Consider the following 23930-nt stretch of genomic DNA (forward strand, 5'->3'; position numbering starts at 1 on the left):
TCTAGTACATAAATGAATACACAAAAAACTTTAAATTTTTTTATCGAATGTAAAGATTATACGGTTTCTGGAGAAAAGTTTCAGTTGCTTTACGATAAAGAATATGATATGTTGGTTACTTCTCCAAAACCTGATGAAAATGAATTGGGTAAATATTATGAGAGCGAAGATTATATTTCTCATACGGATTCAAAACGATCTCTTTTTGAAAAACTATACCATGTAGTCAAAACATATTCTTTAAACAAAAAGGTTAAACTTATTTCTACATTAAATCAAGAAGTAGGTGTACTTTTGGATATTGGTGCAGGAACAGGTGATTTTTTGAGTGCTGCAAAAAATAAAGGTTGGAGAATCGAAGGGGTAGAACCAAATAGTCAAGCAAAAGAATTAGCAAAACAAAAGGGAATTGATTTAAAATCGGAAACGGTGAATTTAAATTCAAAAAGTTTTGATGTTATTACTATGTGGCATGTTTTAGAACATATCCCAGATTTGCAACTTCAAATTAGAGAATTAAAACGCCTTTTAAAACCAAATGGATTTGTAATTATAGCTGTTCCAAATTTTAAATCATATGATGCAAAGCAGTATAATTCTTTTTGGGCAGCATATGATGTGCCCAGACATCTTTGGCATTTTTCTAAAACTTCTATCCAAAAACTTTTTGAAGAAGAAAATTTAAAATTAGAAAAAGTACTCCCCATGAAATTTGATTCGTTTTATGTATCACTTTTATCAGAAAAATATAAAAGTGGTAAAATGAAATTTTTAAACGCTTTTTGGATTGGATTACGTTCTAATCTTAAAGCAAAACGATCTGGCGAGTATTCTTCACATATTTACGTTCTTAAAAACGATTAATTTTTATTTTTAGATGCTTTTTTTCTCTTTTTTGGGTTAACCACACCTATTTATACCTCTTTTTTAAAAAATGAGCTTAGAGCGCTTTATTTTCGTCTATTTTTAATAGCTTTTTGTTATTACAAATAGTAAACTAATTGTTTTTTCTTATATGTAGTTTTTTACGACTATATAATGAATAACATCGCATGAACTTTGATATTTTTGCTCAGAATTAAATTTTTGAAAAATGAGAAAAATAGTATGGGTTGCAAGTGCACTATTAATTTTAGCTTCTTGTAATCAACAAATAGAAAAAACGGGTTATGTAAATAACACCAAAGTTGTTTCTGATTTTAAAGAGATGAAAGCAGCGCAAGAAAAATGGACTAAACGTAATAATGAAGTGCGTGCAGAACTTGAAGAAAAAGCAAAACAATTTCAGATTGAGGTAGAAGGATATAAAAATATTATGAAATCTATGTCTGCTGCCAATAGAGAAAAGAAAGAGCAAGAGCTAATGGTTAAACAACAAGGTTTACAAAGAGAGCAGCAAGCTAAAATGCAAGAGATTCAACAAGGAAGTCAAGTAGAGATAGATTCTATTATAGGTAAGGTGAAGAGTTTTATAGAGGATTATGGTAAGAAAAATGGATATACTTATATCTACGGAGATACAGAAACCAGTAATATCCTGTATGGTAAAGAAGAATTAAACCTTACAGATAAGATTCTTACGGCATTAAACGGAGGAGATACTACAACTACTGAAACAAAAGAGTAAGTTTTCTTTAAAATATTAAAAAACCCTCGTTGAGTATCAATGAGGGTTTTTTAATGCCTAAAAACTCATTTTAATATCATATGTGAGTGTGAATCTATCATTTTTGTAGTTAGATTATATTAGATTTCTTACGATATTGTACTTGTAAAAATAATTTTCTTATTATCACATCAATTAATCAAATACATACTTTTTTTGTCTACTATTTAGGAACTAATCCACTCATAATGTGTTGATTATAAAAAACAAAACACTAAACTAATTATCTGATTGTCAAATGATTATAAATTGTTAAATAACAAAAAATTAACAATTTATAGTTTATTGAAAGAAAAATTTCCTTATAAATTTGTAGGAATAATCTTAAAATCTAAAACCATGAATAGTCTTTGTTATTATATGTTTTGTAGTACTATCTGCTAGTGCTTTAAAAATCGGGAAATGCACTTCATTATTTTCTGTAGACAACCCTATAATTATTCTAATACTATTTAATCATAAATGTGATATTATGATAAAAAAATACAATTTAGTAGCATTAACTGCTACTATTGTCCTGCTATTATCGTTAAAATCAAAAGCTCAGGAAATTGATCCTCCAATTTTTACTTTAGAAGGAACACCTCTTCTAATACAAAAGCTTTGTGTGGATCAGAAAGAACCTAATCGAGAAGCTATAGCTAAGGCAAACATTTTATTTGCTACAGGTACAGAATTTGTTTTAGAATTATCCGATGAGAATGGTGTTTTTTCTAATGATGTTACCAGAGTTTTAACACGATTTACTACGCCAATAGGGATTCCTCCTGGGGGAGATATCGAATTTCCTTCTTTTGCTATTCCTACAGATTTACAAGGCGAAAATTATGGCTTACGAGTTAATGTACCTGCAAGTTCTATTTTAAGTGCAGTACAAGAAAATATTCCTATTTATTATTTTGATTCTTCGTCTAATAGCTTTACTCTAAATGGCCCTGTTGTTGGTGCAAACTCTGTAGCTTTGTGCGATGGTGATTCAGCAACGTTAACTATTATGCCTGCAGATTTTTCCAGGTACATTTGGTATTTTAACACAGATATTAATAATACTAGTATTGAAGATGCAGATGTAATCGTTGGAGAATCTGGAGCTACCTTAGAAAATGTAAATCGATCAGGTAGATATTTTGTTGAAATTGATTTTGGTGACTGTACGAGAAATTTCGCTTTTAATCGTGCAAGTATAGGTGTTATTGATTTTAATGATACAACAGTACAGATTAATGAACCTTCACCACAATCCTTTTGTCCCAGTGATGTAAAAATATTAACCACTAGTGTTACTGATCCTGATTTCACTTATGAATGGTTTAAGGACGGAGTTTTAATACCGGATTTTAATGGTCCATCAGAGATTTTACCGGCGAGTAATTTTGCTGGTATTTACACCGTTAGAGTTACAGGAACTCCAACATGTAATATAACTACTGGTCCCGTCGAGGTTATTAATTTGGGTTCAGATATTTTAACCCAGCCTCCTCCCCAGATTATGTTATTACCGACCCAGCCTACGTTGGTTTTGTCTATTACAACCAATGCTCCTGTTGCTGGCAGTACAGTAGAATGGTTTAGGAACGGAATAAGTATCCAAGGTCCGCTCGCGGTTAATACACCGGGAGCTTTGTCTTTTGATGTCACCAACCCAGGAGTGTATCGTGTAGATGTATTTGCAAATGATGCATGTATGGATACTCTTCAGGCTACTACCGAGGTTTTTGAGCCTGTAGGATTTAGGACTCAGATTTCTACTTTGTTAGATTGTGATGCGGATACCGGTACTTTGGGTTTAGAGAATTTATTTGGTATTACTTCTAGTGGTACAGAGGTTCCTATTACGACAGATCAATATTCTTTATTTGATTTTGAATGGTTTTTAGGCAGTCAGTCTACGGGAGTTACCGAAACGACATTTACAGTTAATGAGTCTAACATAGGTGAGGTTTATGCTTTAGAAGCCACTTTACGAGGCACTACATTTCCCACTGCTCGATCTAATGATCTAACGGTTGAGTTTTTATCAGACGTTGTGGTAATAGAAGCTTCCCCGGCATTTATTCCATTTGGAGAGACCTCTACATTAAGTGTTCCCGAGAGTAGTAATTATGCTTATGAGTGGTTTATAGTTGTAGACGGCGAGAACCAATCTTTGGTAGATGGTTCTACAGTTATAAGTGGTCAGGGAACAAGTTCTATAGAGATAGATACTATAGGGGATTACTTTGTTAGGATTACATTATTGGATTGTGTTATAGATTCCGAGATACTGAGTATTTCAGATGTTGCGGGTTCTTCAGAGGTTATTCCAAATGTAGTTACGCCCAATAGTGATGGTATCAATGATAATTGGTTGCTTCCCCCGAGTTTGTTTAATCAGCAAGCAGTAGAGGTTACGATTTATAATGCACGAGGTCAGGTTGATTTTACATCATCGAGTTATCAGAATAACTGGCCCCGAGAGAATTCGAAATCATCGGGTCAGGACCCGTTTTATTATTATATAATCACCAAAAATAATTCCGTAGTCAGAAAAGGTTCGATAACAATAATGAAGTAGTAGTTTTATGATTTTTCTAAAAAAAAGATTTTAAAGAAATATAAGTTGTTTGGAAAAGGTTTTTTTTCTATAATATCGTTTTTCTATGACCAAAAACTTAATGTTGTTTTTTACACTTAATCGAGAAAAATTACCTTTTTTAGAACATTTAGTGTATGGAAAATACGCCCAAAAACGTATAAATAATATGATTTTTTTACTAAATTCTTCCGGTTTTTTTATGAAAATAGGGGAGATTTAAACCTTTTTCATCAGTTTGAAATGATTTTTTACTATAGCTCAAGACATTGATTAACAAAATTTTATGTATATTGAAATGTTTTTTAGGATCGTATTTGCTTTAGTTAAAATAGAACAAGTAATAAAAGGTCAGAAAATTATTACAAAAAAAAGTTAAATTTTAGTTTGATATAAACATTTAATTTATAATTTTATGTCTTGGTAAAAAATATATTAACAATATTATTAACAAGCGCCCCAAATCGCAAAGTTAATATAGTATATTCACCTTAATCATAAGTGTGATATCATGAAAAAAAAACTTAACCTCATATCATTAATTGCTATAGTGACAGGCTTTCTATTTTCTTCTTTGAAAGCTACTGCTCAGGATATTGGTGCCCCATTATTTTCTATTAGCGGATCTACTGCTACAATACTCTGTGTGAATCAAAATACTCCCAATCGAGAAGCTATAGCTAAGGCAAATATTTTATTTGCTACAGGTACAGAGTTTGTTTTAGAATTATCAGATGAGAATGGTGTTTTTTCTAATGATGTTACCAGAGTTTTAACACGATTCACTACACCTATAGCGATTCCTCCTGGGGGAGATATCGAATTTCCTTCTTTTCCTATTCCTACAGATTTACGAGGCGAGAATTATAGTTTACGAGTTAATGTCCCTGCAAGTTCTATTTTAAGTGCAGTACAAGAAAATATTCCTATTTACTATTTTGATTTTTCTCAGGGTGTTACATTAACTGGAGCGAATATTGAAGCTAACACAGTAGCATTGTGCGTTGGAGAATCGGCAACATTGACAACTTTACCTGGAGATTTTCCAGAATATATTTGGTCTTTTAATGGCACAGTGATTCCTGGTGAATCAGGTAATACTCTTGAAAATGTGACACAAGTTGGAACTTATACAGTTCAAGTCAATTTCGGAAGCTGTAATCCTTCTTTTAACTTTGATTCGGCAACAGTAGAAGTTATTGATTTTAACGATACAACAGTACGGATTAATGAACCTTCGCCACAATCCTTTTGCCCCAGTGATGTAAAAATATTAACCACTAGTGTTACCGACCCGGGATTCACTTATGAATGGTTTAAGGACGGAGTTTTAATACCGGATTTTAATGGTCCATCAGAGATTTTACCGGCGAGTAATTTTGCTGGTATTTACACCGTTAGAGTTACAGGAACTCCAACATGTAATATAACTACTGGTCCCGTCGAGGTTATTAATTTGGGTTCAGATATTTTAACCCAGCCTCCTCCCCAGATTATGTTATTACCGACCCAGCCTACGTTGGTTTTGTCTATTACAACCAATGCTCCTGTTGCTGGCAGTACAGTAGAATGGTTTAGGAACGGAATAAGTATCCAAGGTCCGCTCGCGGTTAATACACCGGGAGCTTTGTCTTTTGATGTCACCAACCCAGGAGTGTATCGTGTAGATGTATTTGCAAATGATGCATGTATGGATACTCTTCAGGCTACTACCGAGGTTTTTGAGCCTGTAGGATTTAGGACTCAGATTTCTACTTTGTTAGATTGTGATGCGGATACCGGTACTTTGGGTTTAGAGAATTTATTTGGTATTACTTCTAGTGGTACAGAGGTTCCTATTACGACAGATCAATATTCTTTATTTGATTTTGAATGGTTTTTAGGCAGTCAGTCTACGGGAGTTACCGAAACGACATTTACAGTTAATGAGTCTAACATAGGTGAGGTTTATGCTTTAGAAGCCACTTTACGAGGCACTACATTTCCCACTGCTCGATCTAATGATCTAACGGTTGAGTTTTTATCAGACGTTGTGGTAATAGAAGCTTCCCCGGCATTTATTCCATTTGGAGAGACCTCTACATTAAGTGTTCCCGAGAGTAGTAATTATGCTTATGAGTGGTTTATAGTTGTAGACGGCGAGAACCAATCTTTGGTAGATGGTTCTACAGTTATAAGTGGTCAGGGAACAAGTTCTATAGAGATAGATACTATAGGGGATTACTTTGTTAGGATTACATTATTGGATTGTGTTATAGATTCCGAGATACTGAGTATTTCAGATGTTGCGGGTTCTTCAGAGGTTATTCCAAATGTAGTTACGCCCAATAGTGATGGTATCAATGATAATTGGTTGCTTCCCCCGAGTTTGTTTAATCAGCAAGCAGTAGAGGTTACGATTTATAATGCACGAGGTCAGGTTGATTTTACATCATCGAGTTATCAGAATAACTGGCCCCGAGAGAATTCGAAATCATCGGGTCAGGACCCGTTTTATTATTATATAATCACCAAAAATAATTCCGTAGTCAGAAAAGGTTCGATAACGGTAATGAGATAATTTTATGGCCAGAAAATTACTATTAATAATCATATGTATATCCTTTAACCTTCTTAGGGGACAGGATGAAAATACCACTACTTATGGTATTCTTCCTACGGATATTCCTACTCATACCTTAGTAAAATATAACCGTTTTTATTTTAACCCTACCTTTTCTTTGGTTCGCGAAAACAAAAAGTCTATTAATGTTTATAATAAAACACAATGGGCTTCATTTAATGATAATCCTCAGACGTATTTAATTAACTATACATCAAATTTTGACGAAAAAATAGGTGTTTCTATTGGTTTGCATCAACAAAATGAAGGTATTTACAGGTATTTTGGTGGTATAGCAAACTTTGCATATAATATCGAATTAAACAGAGATATGAACTTCACATTTGGTTTAAATCTCGGCTTTTCGCAAAGCGGAATTAAGTCTAACATTGATTCAGCAACAAGTATTGTTTTAAATAATGGAGTAGAAGTAAGCGACCCGGTTATTCTTAACTATGAGAACAGCTCAGTTTTTCAATTAACTCCTGGTGTTAACTTTAATTATACAGAATTTGATGTTGGGGTTTCTGTATCAAATCTTGTGGCTTATAATCTAACAGGTAGTGAGTTATTGACAGATAATATGGCTTTTACGGGTCATGTTATGTATACTACAAGCTTAGAAAGAAGGTCAGACAAGATAATACGAGGAATGGTATATGCCAATATGTTACCCGATTCGGGGGCAGATTCAAATCTTAGGTATGGAGGTAATGTTATTGTTGAATTACCTGCACTAGGTTGGGCTCAAGCGGGGTATAATAGTTTTTATGGAGCTTCATTGGGTATTGGAGGAAATATTACATCTAATATTTCGGTTGGATATACCTATGAAACAGGATTTGGAGATACCAGTAATTTTGGAGCAAGTCACGAGGTAGGTTTAGCATATAATTTTGAGAAAGAAAGACCAAGAAGAAGAAGGGGAAGTAGATCAAAATCAAGTACTCAAAAAGCATATGAAGAAAGAGATTCTGAAATTAGAAGACTTAAGAAGGAAATTCTTGAACAAAATAAACTAATAAGAGAATTACAAGAAGAACAAGGAGACTCTCGAAGCCAGGAACAAAAGGCAATGAGTGAGCTCGAAAAATCAATAGCAGAAGCTAGGGAGAAAGAAGCCAAGGCAGCTAGAGAGTTAGAATTACAACGAGCAGAAGAAGTAAAATTACTAAACAAAAAAGCAGAAGAAGAACGTTTAGCTGCTCAAAGACGAGTAGAGCGTGAAGAGGCAGAACAAAACGCAGAAGAAGAGCGTTTAGCTGCTCAAAGACGAATAGAACGTGAGGAAGCAGAACAAAATGCAGAAGAAGAGCGTTTAGCTGCTCAAAGACGAATAGAACGTGAGGAAGCAGAACAGAAGGCGGAAGAAGAGCGTTTGGCTGCTCAAAGACAAATAGAGCGTGAAGTAGAAGAACAAAAGGCAGCAGAAGAAAGAATAGCTGCAGAAGAAGCAGCTCGTGAAGCCGAGGCGGCAGAACAAGAACGCTTAGCTGCTCAAAAAGAACTGGAACGTGAGGAAGCAGAACAGAAAGCAGAAGAAGAGCGTTTGGCTGCTCAAAAACAGTTAGAACGTGAGGTTGCAGAGCAAAAAATAGAAGAAGAACGTCTAGCTGCTCAAAAACAGTTAGAACGTGAGGTTGCTGAGCAAAAGATAGCAGACGAAGCAGCAGAGGTAGCTCGTTTAGCAGAAGAGAAGAGATTAGCAGATGAAGCAGCAGAGGCGGCTCGTTTAGCAGAAGAGAAGAGATTGGCAGATGAGGTAGCAGCAGAGGCGGCTCGTTTAGCTGAGGAGAAGAGATTAGCAGATGAAGCAGCAGCAGAGGCGGCTCGTTTAGCAGAAGAGAAGAGATTGGCAGATGAAGCAGCAGCAGAGGCGGCTCGTTTAGCCGAGGAGAAGAGATTAGCAGATGAGGCAGCAGCAGAGGCGGCTCGTTTAGCAGAAGAGAAGAGATTAGCAGATGAGGCAGCGGCAGAAGCAGCTCGTTTAGCCGAGGAGAAGAGATTAGCAGATGAAGCAGCAGCAGAAGCAGCTCGTTTAGCAGAAGAGAAGAGATTGGCAGATGAAGCAGCAGCAGAAGCGGCTCGTTTAGCCGAGGAGAAGAGATTAGCAGATGAAGCAGCAGCAGAAGCGGCTCGTTTAGCTGAGGAGAAGAGATTAGCAGATGAAGCAGCAGCAGAAGCGGCTCGTTTAGCTGAGGAGAAGAGATTAGCAGATGAAGCAGCAGCAGCAGAGGCGGCTCGTTTAGCTGAGGAGAAGAGATTAGCAGATGAAGCAGCAGCAGAGGCGGCTCGTTTAGCAGAAGAGAAGAGATTAGCAGATGAAGCGGCAAAAGCAGCAGCAACTGCAAATGAAGAGGGATTAGATGAGATTAAGAAAGAACTAGATAATAGTAGTCGAATCACAAGTAAGATATTTGCTCGTCGAGACTCATTACTAACGACCAGCTTAAATGTAGATAAACGTGAATTTAGCAAGCTTTTAGAATCACTTGTTAGTATGAATGATGATGCAGATGAGGCTAAAAAAGAAGCTGATCCTGCTAGTTCTAAAAGATTGACAGCTAGAAATAGATTTGTAAAATTTGCTGAAACAACAAGACCTGAGGCTCAAATTGCAACCAAATTTATACCGGGATACCCAGAAGGATATTACTTAATTGGTAATGTATTTAAGGGAGGAACATATGCTGATAAATTTTCAGGTACATTAAAAGATTTAGGATTTAATGACTCTAAAATAATACTTAATCCAGAAAATCAATTCCAGTATGTAGCTATAGAAAGCTATACAAACAAGGATGAGGCGACAGAAAAGTATTTAAATAATATTGATAATAGATACTTTGGTGATATGTGGATATTACACATTGCTAAGAGTAGAGTAGAATCCTATAAAAAGCTATTACAAGAAACTCGACTTATCAAAGATACGGTTAAGGATGATACAGTATTAACAGAGAGTTTATCGTACATCGGAGGACATAATATTGAAAATGGATATTATCTGATTACGAATATTTTCAAAAGAGAAAATTACTTTGAAAGAGGAATGGCGAAGCTACGAGCTCAAGGATTAGAGCCTCAATATTTCAGGAACCCAAAAGACAACTATATATACGTATACTTAAAGAGACATGACAATCTTGAAGAAGCTAAACAAAGCTTATTCTCTAACGTAAATAACTCGTATGATGGAGATCTTTATATATTGAAAATTCAATAATGTAAGAAAGAGATTATGATGACTAAATACCCAAACACCCCACGGCTTATGAAACTTAGACTGAAATCTGCTATCGTTTTGGTTTTTTTAATGATAGGCATACAACAAATATCTGCTCAGGTACCCTTTACCGAGGTACCTAACAGTACGTTAAGAATTAACGGAGAGCTTAAAATAATTGGTAATGCTATCGTTGGGCTAAATCAAAGTGGTTTTACCCCTAATGATGAGTATAATGGAAACGCTTCTAATAACCAGAAATTTTTTGGATATATTGATATAGATGGCGATCCAACTACATTTAGTTCTAGTAGTGCAGATCTTCAATTAACATCAGGTTGTGAAAGGGTTGCATATGCTGGATTATATTGGTCAGCCTCATATTTTACGCAAATGACTTCATCTGGTAATAATGTTCAGTATACGGGTTTACCTTTTCCTGATAATAGACCAGACTTTAGAACTATAAAAATTAGACCACCAGGCGGAGGTGGATATGTTACTATTCCACCTACTCAAACACAAGTGATTTATGATGGATATCGTAATACCGCTACTAATCCTAGTAATGCTGCAGTATTAGATATTCCTTATGTATGTTATGCAGATGTTACCACATTAATACAAGGCTTAGCAAATGCTAATGGAACCTATACTGTTGCAGATATGCGTGCTTCTACAGGTTTTTCTGGATTTAATTCTAATGGTATCTCTGGTGGATGGGTACTTGTGGTTGCGTATGAAGATCCTACCTTATCTGCAAAGTTTATAAGTACCAGACAAGGGTATTTAAATAATCAACCTTGTGACCCTGCTAATCCGGGATGTTTAAAGAACTTTACTTATTCAGGTTTCCAGACACTACCAGCACCGTTACCAGTACGTGCACGATATTCTATTGCAACACTGGAAGGAGATAGACCATTTGCTGGTGATGTATTTCAGATCCTAAGACCTGATGGTGTAAGACAAAACATCTTCACTACTCCTGCGAACCCTAATGGTAACTTTTTTGATAGTTCAATATCTGTAGATGGGAGTTATGGAAATGCTGCGGTAGCACCTATTCCTGGTGATCCACCTATTCGAGAACCACATTCACGTAATACTTTAGGGTTTGATGCTGATATTTTTGATATCCCTAACCCTGGTAATAGTGTTATACCAAATACTCCTTCTGGCAGTACAGCTTCAGCTACTTTTTTTACGACTTCTACGGGTGATGCCTATAGTGTGTTTTTTAACTCTTTTCAGGTAGAAATTATTGAACCGGAGCTTACAGTAACCAAGAGAGTATTAGATAATAACGGTATTGATATTACAGGGGATCCTGTAAATTTTGCAGATCAGTTGTTTTATGAGCTTACTATAGAGAATCAAGGAAATGAAGATATTACTGCCGCAAGTATTAGAGATGTGCTTCCTGATAATGTAGATTTTACATTAGGAACTATAACGACTAGTAATCCGGGTATAGTTGCCACTCCTAATGGTACAAATCGACAGATAGATATTACAATAGCAGATCCGTTGATTGTTCGTAACGGTGGTGTTCATACCGTTCGTTTTGGAGTTAGCGTAGTGGCCACTTGTGCCGATTTACGAGATGCTTGTTCTAATCAAATTAATAATATAGCAATTTCAACCTATACAGGAGTTGAATCTGGTATTACACGAACTGGTGAGCAAAGTATTTTGGACCAAGATGCATGTGGATCTGATATTGTTGGTTCCTCTAACGTTTTGATTAATGATGGTATTTGTTTTACTACGGCTCAACCAGCTTTTATATGTACAGGATCTTTAACGCTTACAGCAGGTGCAGGCTTTTCTTCTTATGAATGGGTAAATGCAAGTAGCCCTGGAGTTGTTATTGGTACTAATAGAGATTTAGTAGTTACAGCCGCAGGAACCTATATTGTAACCGAAACCGGTGCTCCTGGTTGCCAGGATGCTCAACAAACTTTTAATGTTGATGCCTTTAATACCGTTGTAAATCCGGTTGTAGATATTGCAAATAACTTAGGATCTAATCCTAATGTAAATGGTAATATTCGTACCTGTCCAATCACGGGAGATCCACTACCAGAGATCTTTTTATGTGGAGCAGGAACTACATTAACTATTCCAACTCCAGGAAATACCTTAGGTTTTCCTGTCGGAACTACAGTTCAATGGCAACTATTAGATCCTATGGATTGTCCTGCAGTACCAAGAGACCCTAATTGTCCTACTACAGATTCAGGATGTGATGGGGATTGGCAAACTTTAAGTACAGATATTAATAGTTTTACAATTTCACAAGCAGGAGAATATAGGATTAATGCTACTTTTGATAGTAATTGTACGATACCTTTTTACTTTAATGTATTTCAGAATAATTTTGACCCTGATCTTACAGTTATACGACAAATTATTTGTGGTACGCCAGGAACGATACGAGTACAAAATTCTTCTCTTCAATACGAATACCAATTAATTACACCTATAACAAATACAGTAATTGGATATCAGGCTTCGGCAGAATTTACAGGATTAACAGAAGTAGGAACATATACTGTAAATGTTCGTCAGGTAGGAGGTTTGCCTACAGCTTGTGTTTTTCAGGAAACTATCTTTTTAGATGAATTAGATGCTACTGAGACAGTTACTCCAACCTCTCCTACATGTCCAGGTGATCAAGGGCAGATTGAAATAACAGTAACAGATTCTCAAATTAATTATACGTATATCATTAATAGTACTACAACAGCTTTTAATGATACCGAAGGACCTACAACGGTTCCTAATCATACATTTATAGGGCTTAATCCTGATACCTATAACGTGCAGGTATTATCTGCTGATGGTAGTTGTTCAGAACCTTTTACAATAACCATAAATGATCCTGCAGCATTTTCGGCTACAATAAGACTCGTTGAGGATCTACATTGTAATCCAAATTATCAACCAGATATTAGTCTTCCCGATTATGATAATGATCCAGAAATAGCCATTTATGAGGTTACAGTCACAGGAGGTTCGGGTAATTTTGCATTTAATAACCAGGCAGATTTCCTAGGTACTGCATTAGCACCGATAACAGCAACTACTTATCAATTTAGGGCGACTTCTGCGGGTAACTATCCAGTGTTTGTTAATGACTTAGATAATAATTGTACTATTGCTGCCGGTAGTGTCGATGTAAGCCCTTATACGGCAATTACAGCAACTGCTACGCCTATTAATCCCGCTTGTAATGCAGATAACGGATCTATCCAGGTAACTATTGGTGCAGGATCGACAGGACCTTTTACCTATATTCTGGATCAAGGAACAGCTTCAGAGGTAACAATCGGGCCTACTGTTAATACTACAGAAACATTTAATAATGTAGACCCATCGGTATCGCATACCGTTACTGTTCAAGATGGATTTGGTTGTGATTTTACAGTTACTCCAGATGTGACCTTTACAACACCAGCTAGTATTACAGCTACAATAAATGATGATTTCAGGTTATTGAGTTGTACGGCAACTCCTGGTGCTCAAGCTCAGGTAACTGCTATAAACGGAGGTTCAGGAACTTATGAGTGGAGTTTAAACCCAGCAGGTCCTTTTACAGCAGTAGGAGCAATACCTTTTGAAATTGATTTTGCTACTGATGGTTCTTATACATTATATATTAGAAATCAGGCTACCGATGATTGTTTGACACCTTTCCCAATTACTATAGATCCGATATTAGAAGTTGATAGTGTAACCATCACACCTGGAGATCAGAATTGTTCTAATCAAACGGTTGATGTTGTAGTTTCGGCATCTCCGGCTCTTACTTTACCGGCATTTTATGAATATAGTATTACACCAGACCCTGCTACAGGAACTGGTGCTACAGGTACAACAGCATTTAGTACTACTGCAGCATATACGTTTACTAATGGAGTACTTTATACGGTTACGGCTAGAAGAAGTGATAATCAATGTATAAACACAGAAAGTTTTACAGGAACTACAGTTCCTGAAGTACAAATTACAAGCGCAACAGAAACTAATGCGGTAACATGTTTTGGTGGTGCTGATGGAGAGTTTTCATTTACGGTTGGTAACAGTGCCGCTTTTACCTACACTATTACTGGTGGAACAACAGCTGTAATTCCTGGAGGAGGAGTTGGAGGAACACCTGTAGTTATAGGCCCTGTTGGGATAGGCACTTATACTATTACGGTAACCGATACTAGTTTACCATCAGGTAATTGTACAGCAACCACCACTGTAGATATTACTGGTCCACCTTCACAACTAACTTTAAGTGCAACATCACAAAGTTCAAATTGTAGTGCTACTACTGGTACGATAACGGCAACAGCTGGAGGAGGAAATGGTAATCATCAATTTGAATTAAGAAACGCTGCAAATGTGGTAGTTGTTGGATACCCAAATACCAATAATATATTCACAGGATTAGCACCGGGTAATTACACCGTATTTGTTAGAGACGGTAATTCTAATGCTGCGTGTCAGATTTCAACACCAGTAACAGTAGGTCAGTTTTCTGCTCCAGTAATAGATGCAATATCTGGTGGTGATGTGTGTGTAGATACAGACCCTGCAACGCAATGGATTGAAATAACACCGGATGCAACAACTCCTGCGGTAGGCCCTTTTGAGTATGACTTAACCGGACCGATAAACTTAAATAATGTTGCAGTAACATTTTTGGCTCCACCTAATGATGATACTTTTGAGATACCGAATCTAATTGCAGGTTCTTATACTGTTGTAGTAAGGAATACAACTACCAACTGTGTATCTAATGTTGAAAACTTTACGATTAATCCAGAACTTACTATTACAGCAACTTTAACTCAGGATATAGATTGTAACAACCCTGAAGCTACCATAGAATTTACAGCTGCAGATGGAAGTGGAGTGTATACCCAATTCGATTTATATGCAGCAGGATCTTTAGGAACTCCTATTGCAGGAGGAAGTAACATCGCTTCTCCATTTACAAGCGCAATACTAGTGCCAGGTGATTATGTAGTTGGAGTTGTTGACAATGCTGGTTGTACAGCTTTTTCCAATACAGTGACGGTTACGCCTTTTGATGTGGTTACGGCAACATTGGTTCCTACTAATCCAACTTGTAATGGAGATACCGACGGTACAATTGAAGTTACAGTAACAGCAGGACAAGGTCCTTTTACCTATGTACTTGATGGTAATGTGGCTACTCAAATTGGACCAACAGGAGATACTACAGTAACATTTAACAATGTTGATGATGGAGCTCATACTGTAACCATAACTGATGGATCTGGAGGAGCACCACCTTGTACTTTTGATTTCAATACAACATTAACAGATCCTGCTGTCTTAACACCGACAATAATAATAGGTCGAGAGTTAAGTTGTGTTGCACCAACAGATGCTATTATTCGTATAACAGGTATTGTTGGTGGTTCAGGAAGTTGGGCATATAGTCTAAATCCTGCCTCAGGATACACTAATATTGCTGGTTTTCCGGTTGATATACCTATCACTACAGCAGGAACATATACGGTATTTGTTGCTAATCAAGGAACACCAGAAACATGTGCTGTTCAAACAGACATTACAATAGAACCTGTAACTAGAGTAACAGATCTTGATTTTGCTCAAACTGCAGTCCAGTGTCCGGCACTTACATCAAATGTAACATTAACTCCTACAATAAGTGGTACAGGAACTGTAGTTGAATATGAAATCACAGCACCTGCCCCTGTTGGACCTCAGGCCTCAAATCTATTTAATAATCTAGCTCCGGGAACGTATACTTTCCTAGCAAGAACAGATGATGGTTGTGAGTATACCGAAAACTATGTAATAGAAGATATCGATCAAATTGTGGTAAATGCAACACCAGTAAATGAACCTACGTGTAATGGCGATAGTGATGGTGAATTGTCATTTACGGTTACAGGAATTGATATTCCGGCTACTGCGACCTACGAATATGAAATTACAGGAGGAACACCTCCAATAGCACCAATTACCGCAACGGGACAAACTGCTGCTACGATAGTGACAGGAGATGTTTTACCAGGGGGAATTTATACCATAACGGTTACCGATGAAGCAACCCTTTGTGAAGCAACAACTACGGTGACAATTAATCAACCAGATGTAGTTGATTTTGATATCGATCCGGTTGTTCAGGATTGTGCTGCAAACACCAATACTGTTTCAATTAGCAACCCTAGAGGTGGTAGTGGAACTGGATATACATATACTTTAAGTGATTCAGGTGGTGTGTTAGTAGGACCTAGCAGACCAGCTAGTGATCCCTATTTAAATGTTCCTAATGGGACAGGATATCAACTTGTCGTTACAGACAGTAATAGTTGTGTTTCGGCAACACAAACTTTAGATATTAATCAATTACCACAATTAGATGCAAGTGTTAACACTAGTTCTGATTTCTGTTTAGATGATGGAACAGTGAGCTTTACTATCGATATTGATGGTACTGATTCTGGTACCCCAGATTATACATATAACGTAACCAGAAGTGGCGTGGTAGTAATACCAGATACCAATGTTGGAGCATTAACTACGTTCACGACAACTCCTGCATTAACTTTACCAGGAGATTATGTAATAACCGTTACAGATAGTAATGGTTGTCCGGTAGTATTACCAACGCAAACTATTGCACCAGCAGTAGAATTGGTAGTTACTCAAGTTGCAGATAATACTTGTAATGCTCTAGGTAATCCAGTTCCTGCAGAATTTTCATTTGTGGTTAATGGAGGGTATACCCCTTACGATATAGCAGTTTCTATAGATGGTGCCGCATTTGCAGATCACTTAACTAATGCTACGGCGCCATTTGCAAATTATACAAATGGTACCGCAGGATCGTATGTGTTTAGAGTGACCGATGATAGAGGGTGCACCTTTACAACAGCACCATTTACAGTTACAGACCCTGCAGCGATTAATATTAATGCACCAACAGTGAATTTAGACTGTGATGGGGATACAGGAACAGCGGTAATTGAAGTTACTGGTACAGAAGGCCCTTATGAAATTGATTTCCAAAATACAGGGACCTTTGTTACCATAATAGGTACTGAGATTACTTTCCCGAATTTGGGAGAAGCTATTTATCCATTTACTGTTAGAAGTAATCGTGGATGTACTGATACAGATACAGTAGAAATTACTACACCAGACCCTATTACCGAGGTAAGCAGAGTGGAGACACCGGTTACTTGTGGAGGTTCAGGGACTGTTACCGATTTAGGAGCTATTGATTTTGAAATAGCTGGTGGTACAGCAGATTATACTTATACTTTGGTTACTGCAGCGAATTTTGCAGTTAGACCATTGGTGCCAGCTGCAACAGCGGCTACAACTCCAAACCCAAACCCTGTGCCTACAGGAACTACTATAAGATTTGAAGGCTTAGACTTTGGTCAATATTTTATTTTTGTAACCGATGCGAATGGATGTACAGATAATGCTCCTTTTGGACCGTTTAACATCTTTTCTCCACCGAATGACTTAGTACAGAACATTACGGTTTCTGCAACATGTCCGGGGGGAGTAACGTTTGAAATCGATGTACAAGGAGGTTCGGGAGTTAGTAGTCCACCAACAAATCCACCACCTGGATTTGATATTAGAATTGTTGGAGAGCCATCTCCAGGTCTTGGAGATTTTGTGCCACTAGATGATAGTGTTGGAGGACCAACAGCAGTTGATGCAAATACACCAATAAGAGATCATACCTATAGTGGTTTAGATTTTAACAGAACCTATATTTTAGAAGTAAGAGATAATGCAACAGGATGTTTATACCAAGAAATGGTTCCTCCTGAATCCCCACCATCAGAACCGAGTATTATAAATGATGTGGTTACAGATGTAAGTTGTAATGAAACACCGGCTTTAGATGATGGTAGCGTTACATTTGATGTTTCTGCATATGATCCTACGGTAACAGAAATATCCTGGGAAGTGTTTAATGCCTTTACTAATGTAAGCTTAGGGGCTGCATATACAGGCTCTGATAATACTACTCCAAGTCCGGCAGTACCAAATGTTCCGGTTACAATTAACAATATACCACCTGGTCAATATTATGTAACTATACGAGAAGTTGATGGTACGCAATGTCCAACTAGATATGATTTTACAATTGATCTTCCAGATCCGTTAACATCAGTAGCGACAAATCAAACTCCAGCCAATGGTTGTGGTACCAATGCACAGGTTATTATGGATACCGATGGAGGTACACCATTTGCAATTCCTCCAACAGCCGATGGATATCGATATGCATTAATAGCCGATGATGGTTTTGGAGCTCCGGTTACTACACCAGCGTTGTTAGCAGATTTCCCATTGACTAGTAATGTCATTGATTTGGGTAATAATGATACAGAGGTACAACATATATTTGTTATAGATGATAATGGGTGTACTTTTGGACCAGTTACTGTTACAACAGTAGCGAATCCGCTTCCTACAATAGTTTCAGCTAGCTTTATAGATGATTGTGCTTATGACAATAGTAACGTTATACGAATTGAAGCTAGTGGGTTAGGAACATTAACATATCAGCTTGATGGTGGTACTGCGGTTGTTGGAAGTATTAATAACAATAACCATGAATTTACAGTTTCAACACCAGGAACATATACTATTGGAGTTACCGATCAAACAGGTTGTACGGTAACTACTCCTGTAGATGTGTATGGACCATTACAGATTAGCGCTGCATTTACAGTAGCACCTGATTGTACGAATGCAACAGGAACAATTACAACGACGATAACGGGAGTAGTACAAGGAACGGAAACATTTGATTTGCTTGACGGTACTGGTACTCCAGTAGTTGGCAATACGAGTGGTGATGTTAATGGTACATACAATCTTGTGGCTCCTGGAACATATATAGTTCGAGTTACAGATGATGGAAGAGGGACAGCACCAGGTTGTTCTTTTGATAGCTTACCAATAAGTATAGAAGCTCCAACAACACCAGTGTTAGTTCCAGAAACGACATTTGTAACGTGTGCCGGAGATACTGATGGTGTAGTTACTGCTGCATTAACACCAGCATCTATAGATCCGGATCCAACAGTAATCTATGAATATAGAATTACAGCTACTACGTCAATACCACCAATCGCAGTACCAACTGCATACCAGACAAGTCCAATATTTTCAGGTTTAAATAATGGAACATATACAGTAGAGGTAAGGGTGACCAAGCCTAATGGAGCACTAAATGTATTCTGTTTTGATACAGATGATTATATCATAAATGATCCTACTGCTGTAAATGCAACTATTTCGAGTACGCCATACGGTTGTACAGGGACAACAGAAAATTTCCCTGTAATTACTATAGATAATATTGCTGGAGGAACAGGACCTGATTATACTATTTCTTATACTGTAGATGGAACCCCTGTGGTAGCATCTCCAGTTGACCCTACTACCTTAGATACGGACCCAGCAGCTGGGATTCAGATTGTGGCTAGTGTAGCAGGAGATTATGTATTTACCATTTATGACAGTAATAATTGCCCTACTGTACAACCTACAGAAACAATACCTGCTTTCCCAGTAATGACTAATCCAATAGTTACTCAAGTATCACCTATTAATTGTGATACAGCAGAACTTGTAACGGTTTCGGTAGATAGAAGTACTACTCCTGCTAATATTAATGGGTATCGTTTTGATTTACTAGGAGATGCGCAGACTCAGACAATACTAGAAGATGCCTCCGGAACACACACAAGTGGAAATTTCAGTTTAACTGCACCAGGAACTTATGTGTTTAGAATTACGGATCTTGATACAGGGTGTTCTATTGATACAGCACCCTATACTGTAGCTACGTTCAACGAAATTGAAGCAAATGCAGCTGTAGCTACTCATGTTCTTTGTAACGGTGCATCGACAGGAGAGCTTAACTTAAATGTGTTAAATTATACAGGAGAATTTAATTTTATTGTAAGAAATACAGTAACAGCGCTTCCAGAAACGACAGGTAATGTAGCAACAGGATTTACGAACCCTGTACTTATTGGGTTACCAGCAAATGGATTGCCAGCAGGAAACTATGTGGTAGAAATAGAAGCTCTTGATGCTCCTTTCTGCGATGTTATAACTGATGCTGTGACAATAACACAACCAGAACAATTAAGACTGGCGATTCCTGAGAATATCAATGCGAATTGTAATGAAGATGCCAGAGTAACGGTATCTGTAACAGGAGGAACAGGACCATATACCTTTAGAGCAGATGACGATGGTGTTGCTCCGTTTTTATTCGAAACCACGACAGCGAATACTACTGAAACATTCTTGTTGCCAGCAACTATTGCCGGTACAACATATGTTATTAGTGCAATAGATAATAATTCTTGTACATCAACACCAGTATCGATCAATGAAACTGTGTTTAGAACACCAGACCCAACGGTAGACTCGGTAACATGGACAGATTCTTGTGTATTTGATGATAACTATACCATTCGAGTAGTGGGTACAAGTAATGTACCTGTAGTAGCTCCGGCTACCAATGCCCTTACTTTTGAAATAGGGCCTGTGGGTAGCGGACAAGTAGCAGGAAATGTAAATGGTACTACCCATGACTTTACCGTTACTACACCAGGAACATACACAGTTAGAGTATATGACGAAAATGGTTGTGTATCTACAGATGAAACAGTAGTTATTGTTTCAGAATTATCAGTAAGTGCTGATTTCACCGGAAGCCCTGTATGTAGAAGTGATGTAAACGGAGTGATTACTGCTACGGTAACAGGAGGTTCTGACTTTGTTGCTAACCCAGCTAACTTTATATTTACATTAACAGGTACAAATAGTGGAGGATTACCAATTGTACCAGTTGTTCAAATAGGTGCAGGCGGGAATGTATTTACTAACGTTACTGCAGGATCTTACACCGTAAGCGTTACTGACAGTAATGTACTTCCTGCAACTGGTTCAGGGTGTACGGCAAGTGATACAGTTGACCTTCCAATTCCAGTAGATCCAATACCAACTGCAACTCCTACTGGTGTTTCTTGTGTTGGAGCCAGTGATGGAAGTGTTATTATAGCATTACAAGCAGGTACCGATACAGAAGGTCCATACTCATACCAATTATATGAGAATAATGGAGGAACATTGGCAATAACTGGAGCTGCTATAGGAGCTCCTCAGATAGATAACCCTACATTTACTGGGTTATCGTTTAATGCATTGGCTGCTCCTCACCCAACTGCAGGAGAGTACTTGGTAGAGGTAACTTCAGCAAGAGGATGTTCTGCTTTAGTTGCTTTTGTAATACCAAATGCTTCACAGGTAACTGCAAGTTCAAGTCAAACCCCATATACGTGTACGGGAACCACAGAGAATTTCCCCGATATTATAGTAACAATACTAGATGGAACACCACCATACAGTGTAACATATACATCTCCCTTAGGAACCGTAGTAACTGACTTGAATATAACTGATGCTGATGGAGGTACAGCAGGAGTACAATATATATTTACAGGTGATGAAGTAGGTAATTATGTAATTACAGTTACCGATAGTAATGGTTGTAATATACCAACACCTCCTGGCCCTACTATTACAGAGACTATAAATCCGCTTCCTATAATGACTAACCCGTTAGTTAATCAAGTTGCGGCTATTACCTGTAATGCTCCTAATGCAGAGCTGGTAACGGTTTCGGTAGATAGAATTACTACTCCTGCTAATCTTAGTGGATATAGTTTTGATTTACTACCTGTTGGAGGACCAGAGGTACAAACGATTGTAGAAGATGCCTCTGGAACACACACAAGTGGAAACTTCAGCTTGACAACACCAGGAACTTATGTGTTTAGGATTACCGATCTTGATACAGGATGTTTTATTGATACAGCACCTTATACTGTAGCTCCATTTGACACTATTGATGCTGCAATTACTTTAGGTAATGATATTACATGTTTCAATACGCTTCCACCAGATGGGTCAGTAAACTTAATTGTGACAGGATATATAGGTCCATATACCTATGATGCTACCAATACTACTACGACTACTGTTGTTAGTGGAGGAGGTAATACCATTACAGATCCGGCTACAGGGCTTAATATCCCAGGATTAGAAGCAGGTAATATAGTGGTTACTGTAACCGCTACGAATGCACCGTTCTGTGATGCTGATTCAAATATAGTTGCCATTACTCAGCCACCAGTTATTAATCTTACTATAAATCAAATACAAGACGAAACCTGTAATCCAGGTGATGATGCCACAATAGAGGCAGTTGCCGGTGGAGGTACTGGAGCGTTACAATACCAGTTAGAAGATACAGGAGGAGCACCAATAGTACCATTTGGCAGTGATCCAAGATTTGGAGGTTTCTTATTGGATGCTGGCGCTGCACCCGCAGGAATAGATTATGTAGTAAGAGTTAGAGATGCCAGAGGTTGTGAGGTAACAGATACTATTAATATCCAACCACCGACACCTTTAGGATTAAATGCAATTGCACCAACGCTATTAGCTTGTTCTGATAGTGAGGATGGTACAATTACTGCTATTGCTACAGATGGCCAGGGACCAGGAACATATCTCTTTATGTTAACATTCCCTGATGGTTCACAATCTGGAGCGATTGCAAGTACTACAGATCGTTATGTATGGAATAATCTAAAACCAGGAAACTATATTGTTACAGTTACAGATAACTTAGCGTGTGAAATTGCTCAAGACCCTGTAATTATCAATGCTCCACCAGCTGTGACGATAGATGTGGTTCAAGGACCTATAAGTTGTCGTGGTGCTAGTCCTAACCCGATAACGGTTACTGCAGGAGGAGGAACTCCTGGCGGATATGAATTTAGTAGTGATGGTACTACCTTTGTTGCTGGTAATCTAACTCCTACCACCCATGAATTTACTTTACTTGCGGGAGATTATAATTTCTATGTTAGAGATATAAATGGATGTGTTTCTCCGGCATCTAATACGATACCAGTACGAGATCCTGTTCCACTAACCACAATCCTGGACTTAAGTAATACGTCTATTGTTTGTTTTGGTGAGCCAACAGGTTCTATTGATGCAAGTGTTACCGGAGGAATAGGAAATTATAGGTACAGGGTTGAAGGAACGGATTATTTAGGTAATCCAGTATTTCTGCCAGGTCCTGGTCCTACTGATACTCAAGACACCAGTTTCTTTGGAGACTTGTTAGCAAGTACTGGGAATTATGAATATATTGTTACTAGTACGGCTATTCCCGTAAATCCATTAACAAGTTGTGATGAGGTTCGTGTACCTTTTCAAATAAGTCAACCAGCAGAGTTTATAGCACAAGCATTTGCAACGCCTATTTCTTGTAATGGAGAGACCGATGGTACTATACGAGTAACTGCTGTTGGAGGTACTGCACAATATTACTTCTCGTTATATAATAGCGCAGGTAATGCAGTATTTACCTTTATTGAAGATGAATCTGAAAATCCGGATAATGAACATACGTTTACAGATTTACCGGCAGACACCTATCGAGTAGAAGTAGAAGATGATAACGGTTGTCCAAGAACTATTCTTGATATTCAGATTATAGAACCGGCACCAATTTTGGCTACTGTAAATGCTACAACTCCAGAGGATTGTGCGGGAGATATGAATGGTACAGCTACCTTATCTATCACAGGAGGATTACCACCGGCAAATCCTGCAGATCCTAGTTATTTCTGGAGTATCGATGGGGTAACTTATCAAGCTGTTACCGATCCTGCGAATTTGTTTATAGATAATCTGCCAGGAGGTACAACTACAGTATTTATTAGAGATTCTCAAAACA

General features: G+C 37.6%; 6 protein-coding genes. All 6 read left to right on the forward strand.

Translation table 11 applies throughout. From position 1 onward, the window contains the following. Window positions 1-12: 12 nt before the first annotated feature. Window positions 13-864: a bifunctional 2-polyprenyl-6-hydroxyphenol methylase/3-demethylubiquinol 3-O-methyltransferase UbiG gene (locus DK441_RS11655; protein ID WP_109098879.1), complete on the forward strand. Its 852-nt coding sequence runs from the start codon at window positions 13-15 to the stop codon at window positions 862-864. Window positions 865-1093: 229 nt separating this feature from the next. Continuing rightward, window positions 1094-1627: an OmpH family outer membrane protein gene (locus DK441_RS11660; protein WP_108808243.1), complete on the forward strand. Its 534-nt coding sequence runs from the start codon at window positions 1094-1096 to the stop codon at window positions 1625-1627. 511 nt (window positions 1628-2138) lie between these two features. Beyond that, window positions 2139-4220: a gliding motility-associated C-terminal domain-containing protein gene (locus tag DK441_RS11665; RefSeq protein ID WP_109098880.1), complete on the forward strand. Its 2082-nt coding sequence runs from the start codon at window positions 2139-2141 to the stop codon at window positions 4218-4220. A 529-nt stretch (window positions 4221-4749) separates the two neighbouring features. Then, on the forward strand, window positions 4750-6798 hold the full coding sequence (locus DK441_RS11670; RefSeq protein WP_109098881.1) for a gliding motility-associated C-terminal domain-containing protein: 2049 nt from the start codon (window positions 4750-4752) through the stop codon (window positions 6796-6798). Window positions 6799-6802: 4 nt separating this feature from the next. Further along, complete coding sequence (locus DK441_RS11675) at window positions 6803-10066, forward strand: PorP/SprF family type IX secretion system membrane protein (protein ID WP_109098882.1); 3264 nt, start codon at window positions 6803-6805, stop codon at window positions 10064-10066. 48 nt (window positions 10067-10114) lie between these two features. Continuing rightward, window positions 10115-23930 (forward strand): SprB repeat-containing protein (locus DK441_RS11680; protein ID WP_160112063.1); only part of this gene is annotated, 13816 nt, incomplete at its 3' end.

The sequence above is a fragment of the Aquimarina sp. AU58 genome (assembly GCF_900312745.1).
Taxonomy (GTDB): domain Bacteria; phylum Bacteroidota; class Bacteroidia; order Flavobacteriales; family Flavobacteriaceae; genus Aquimarina; species Aquimarina spinulae.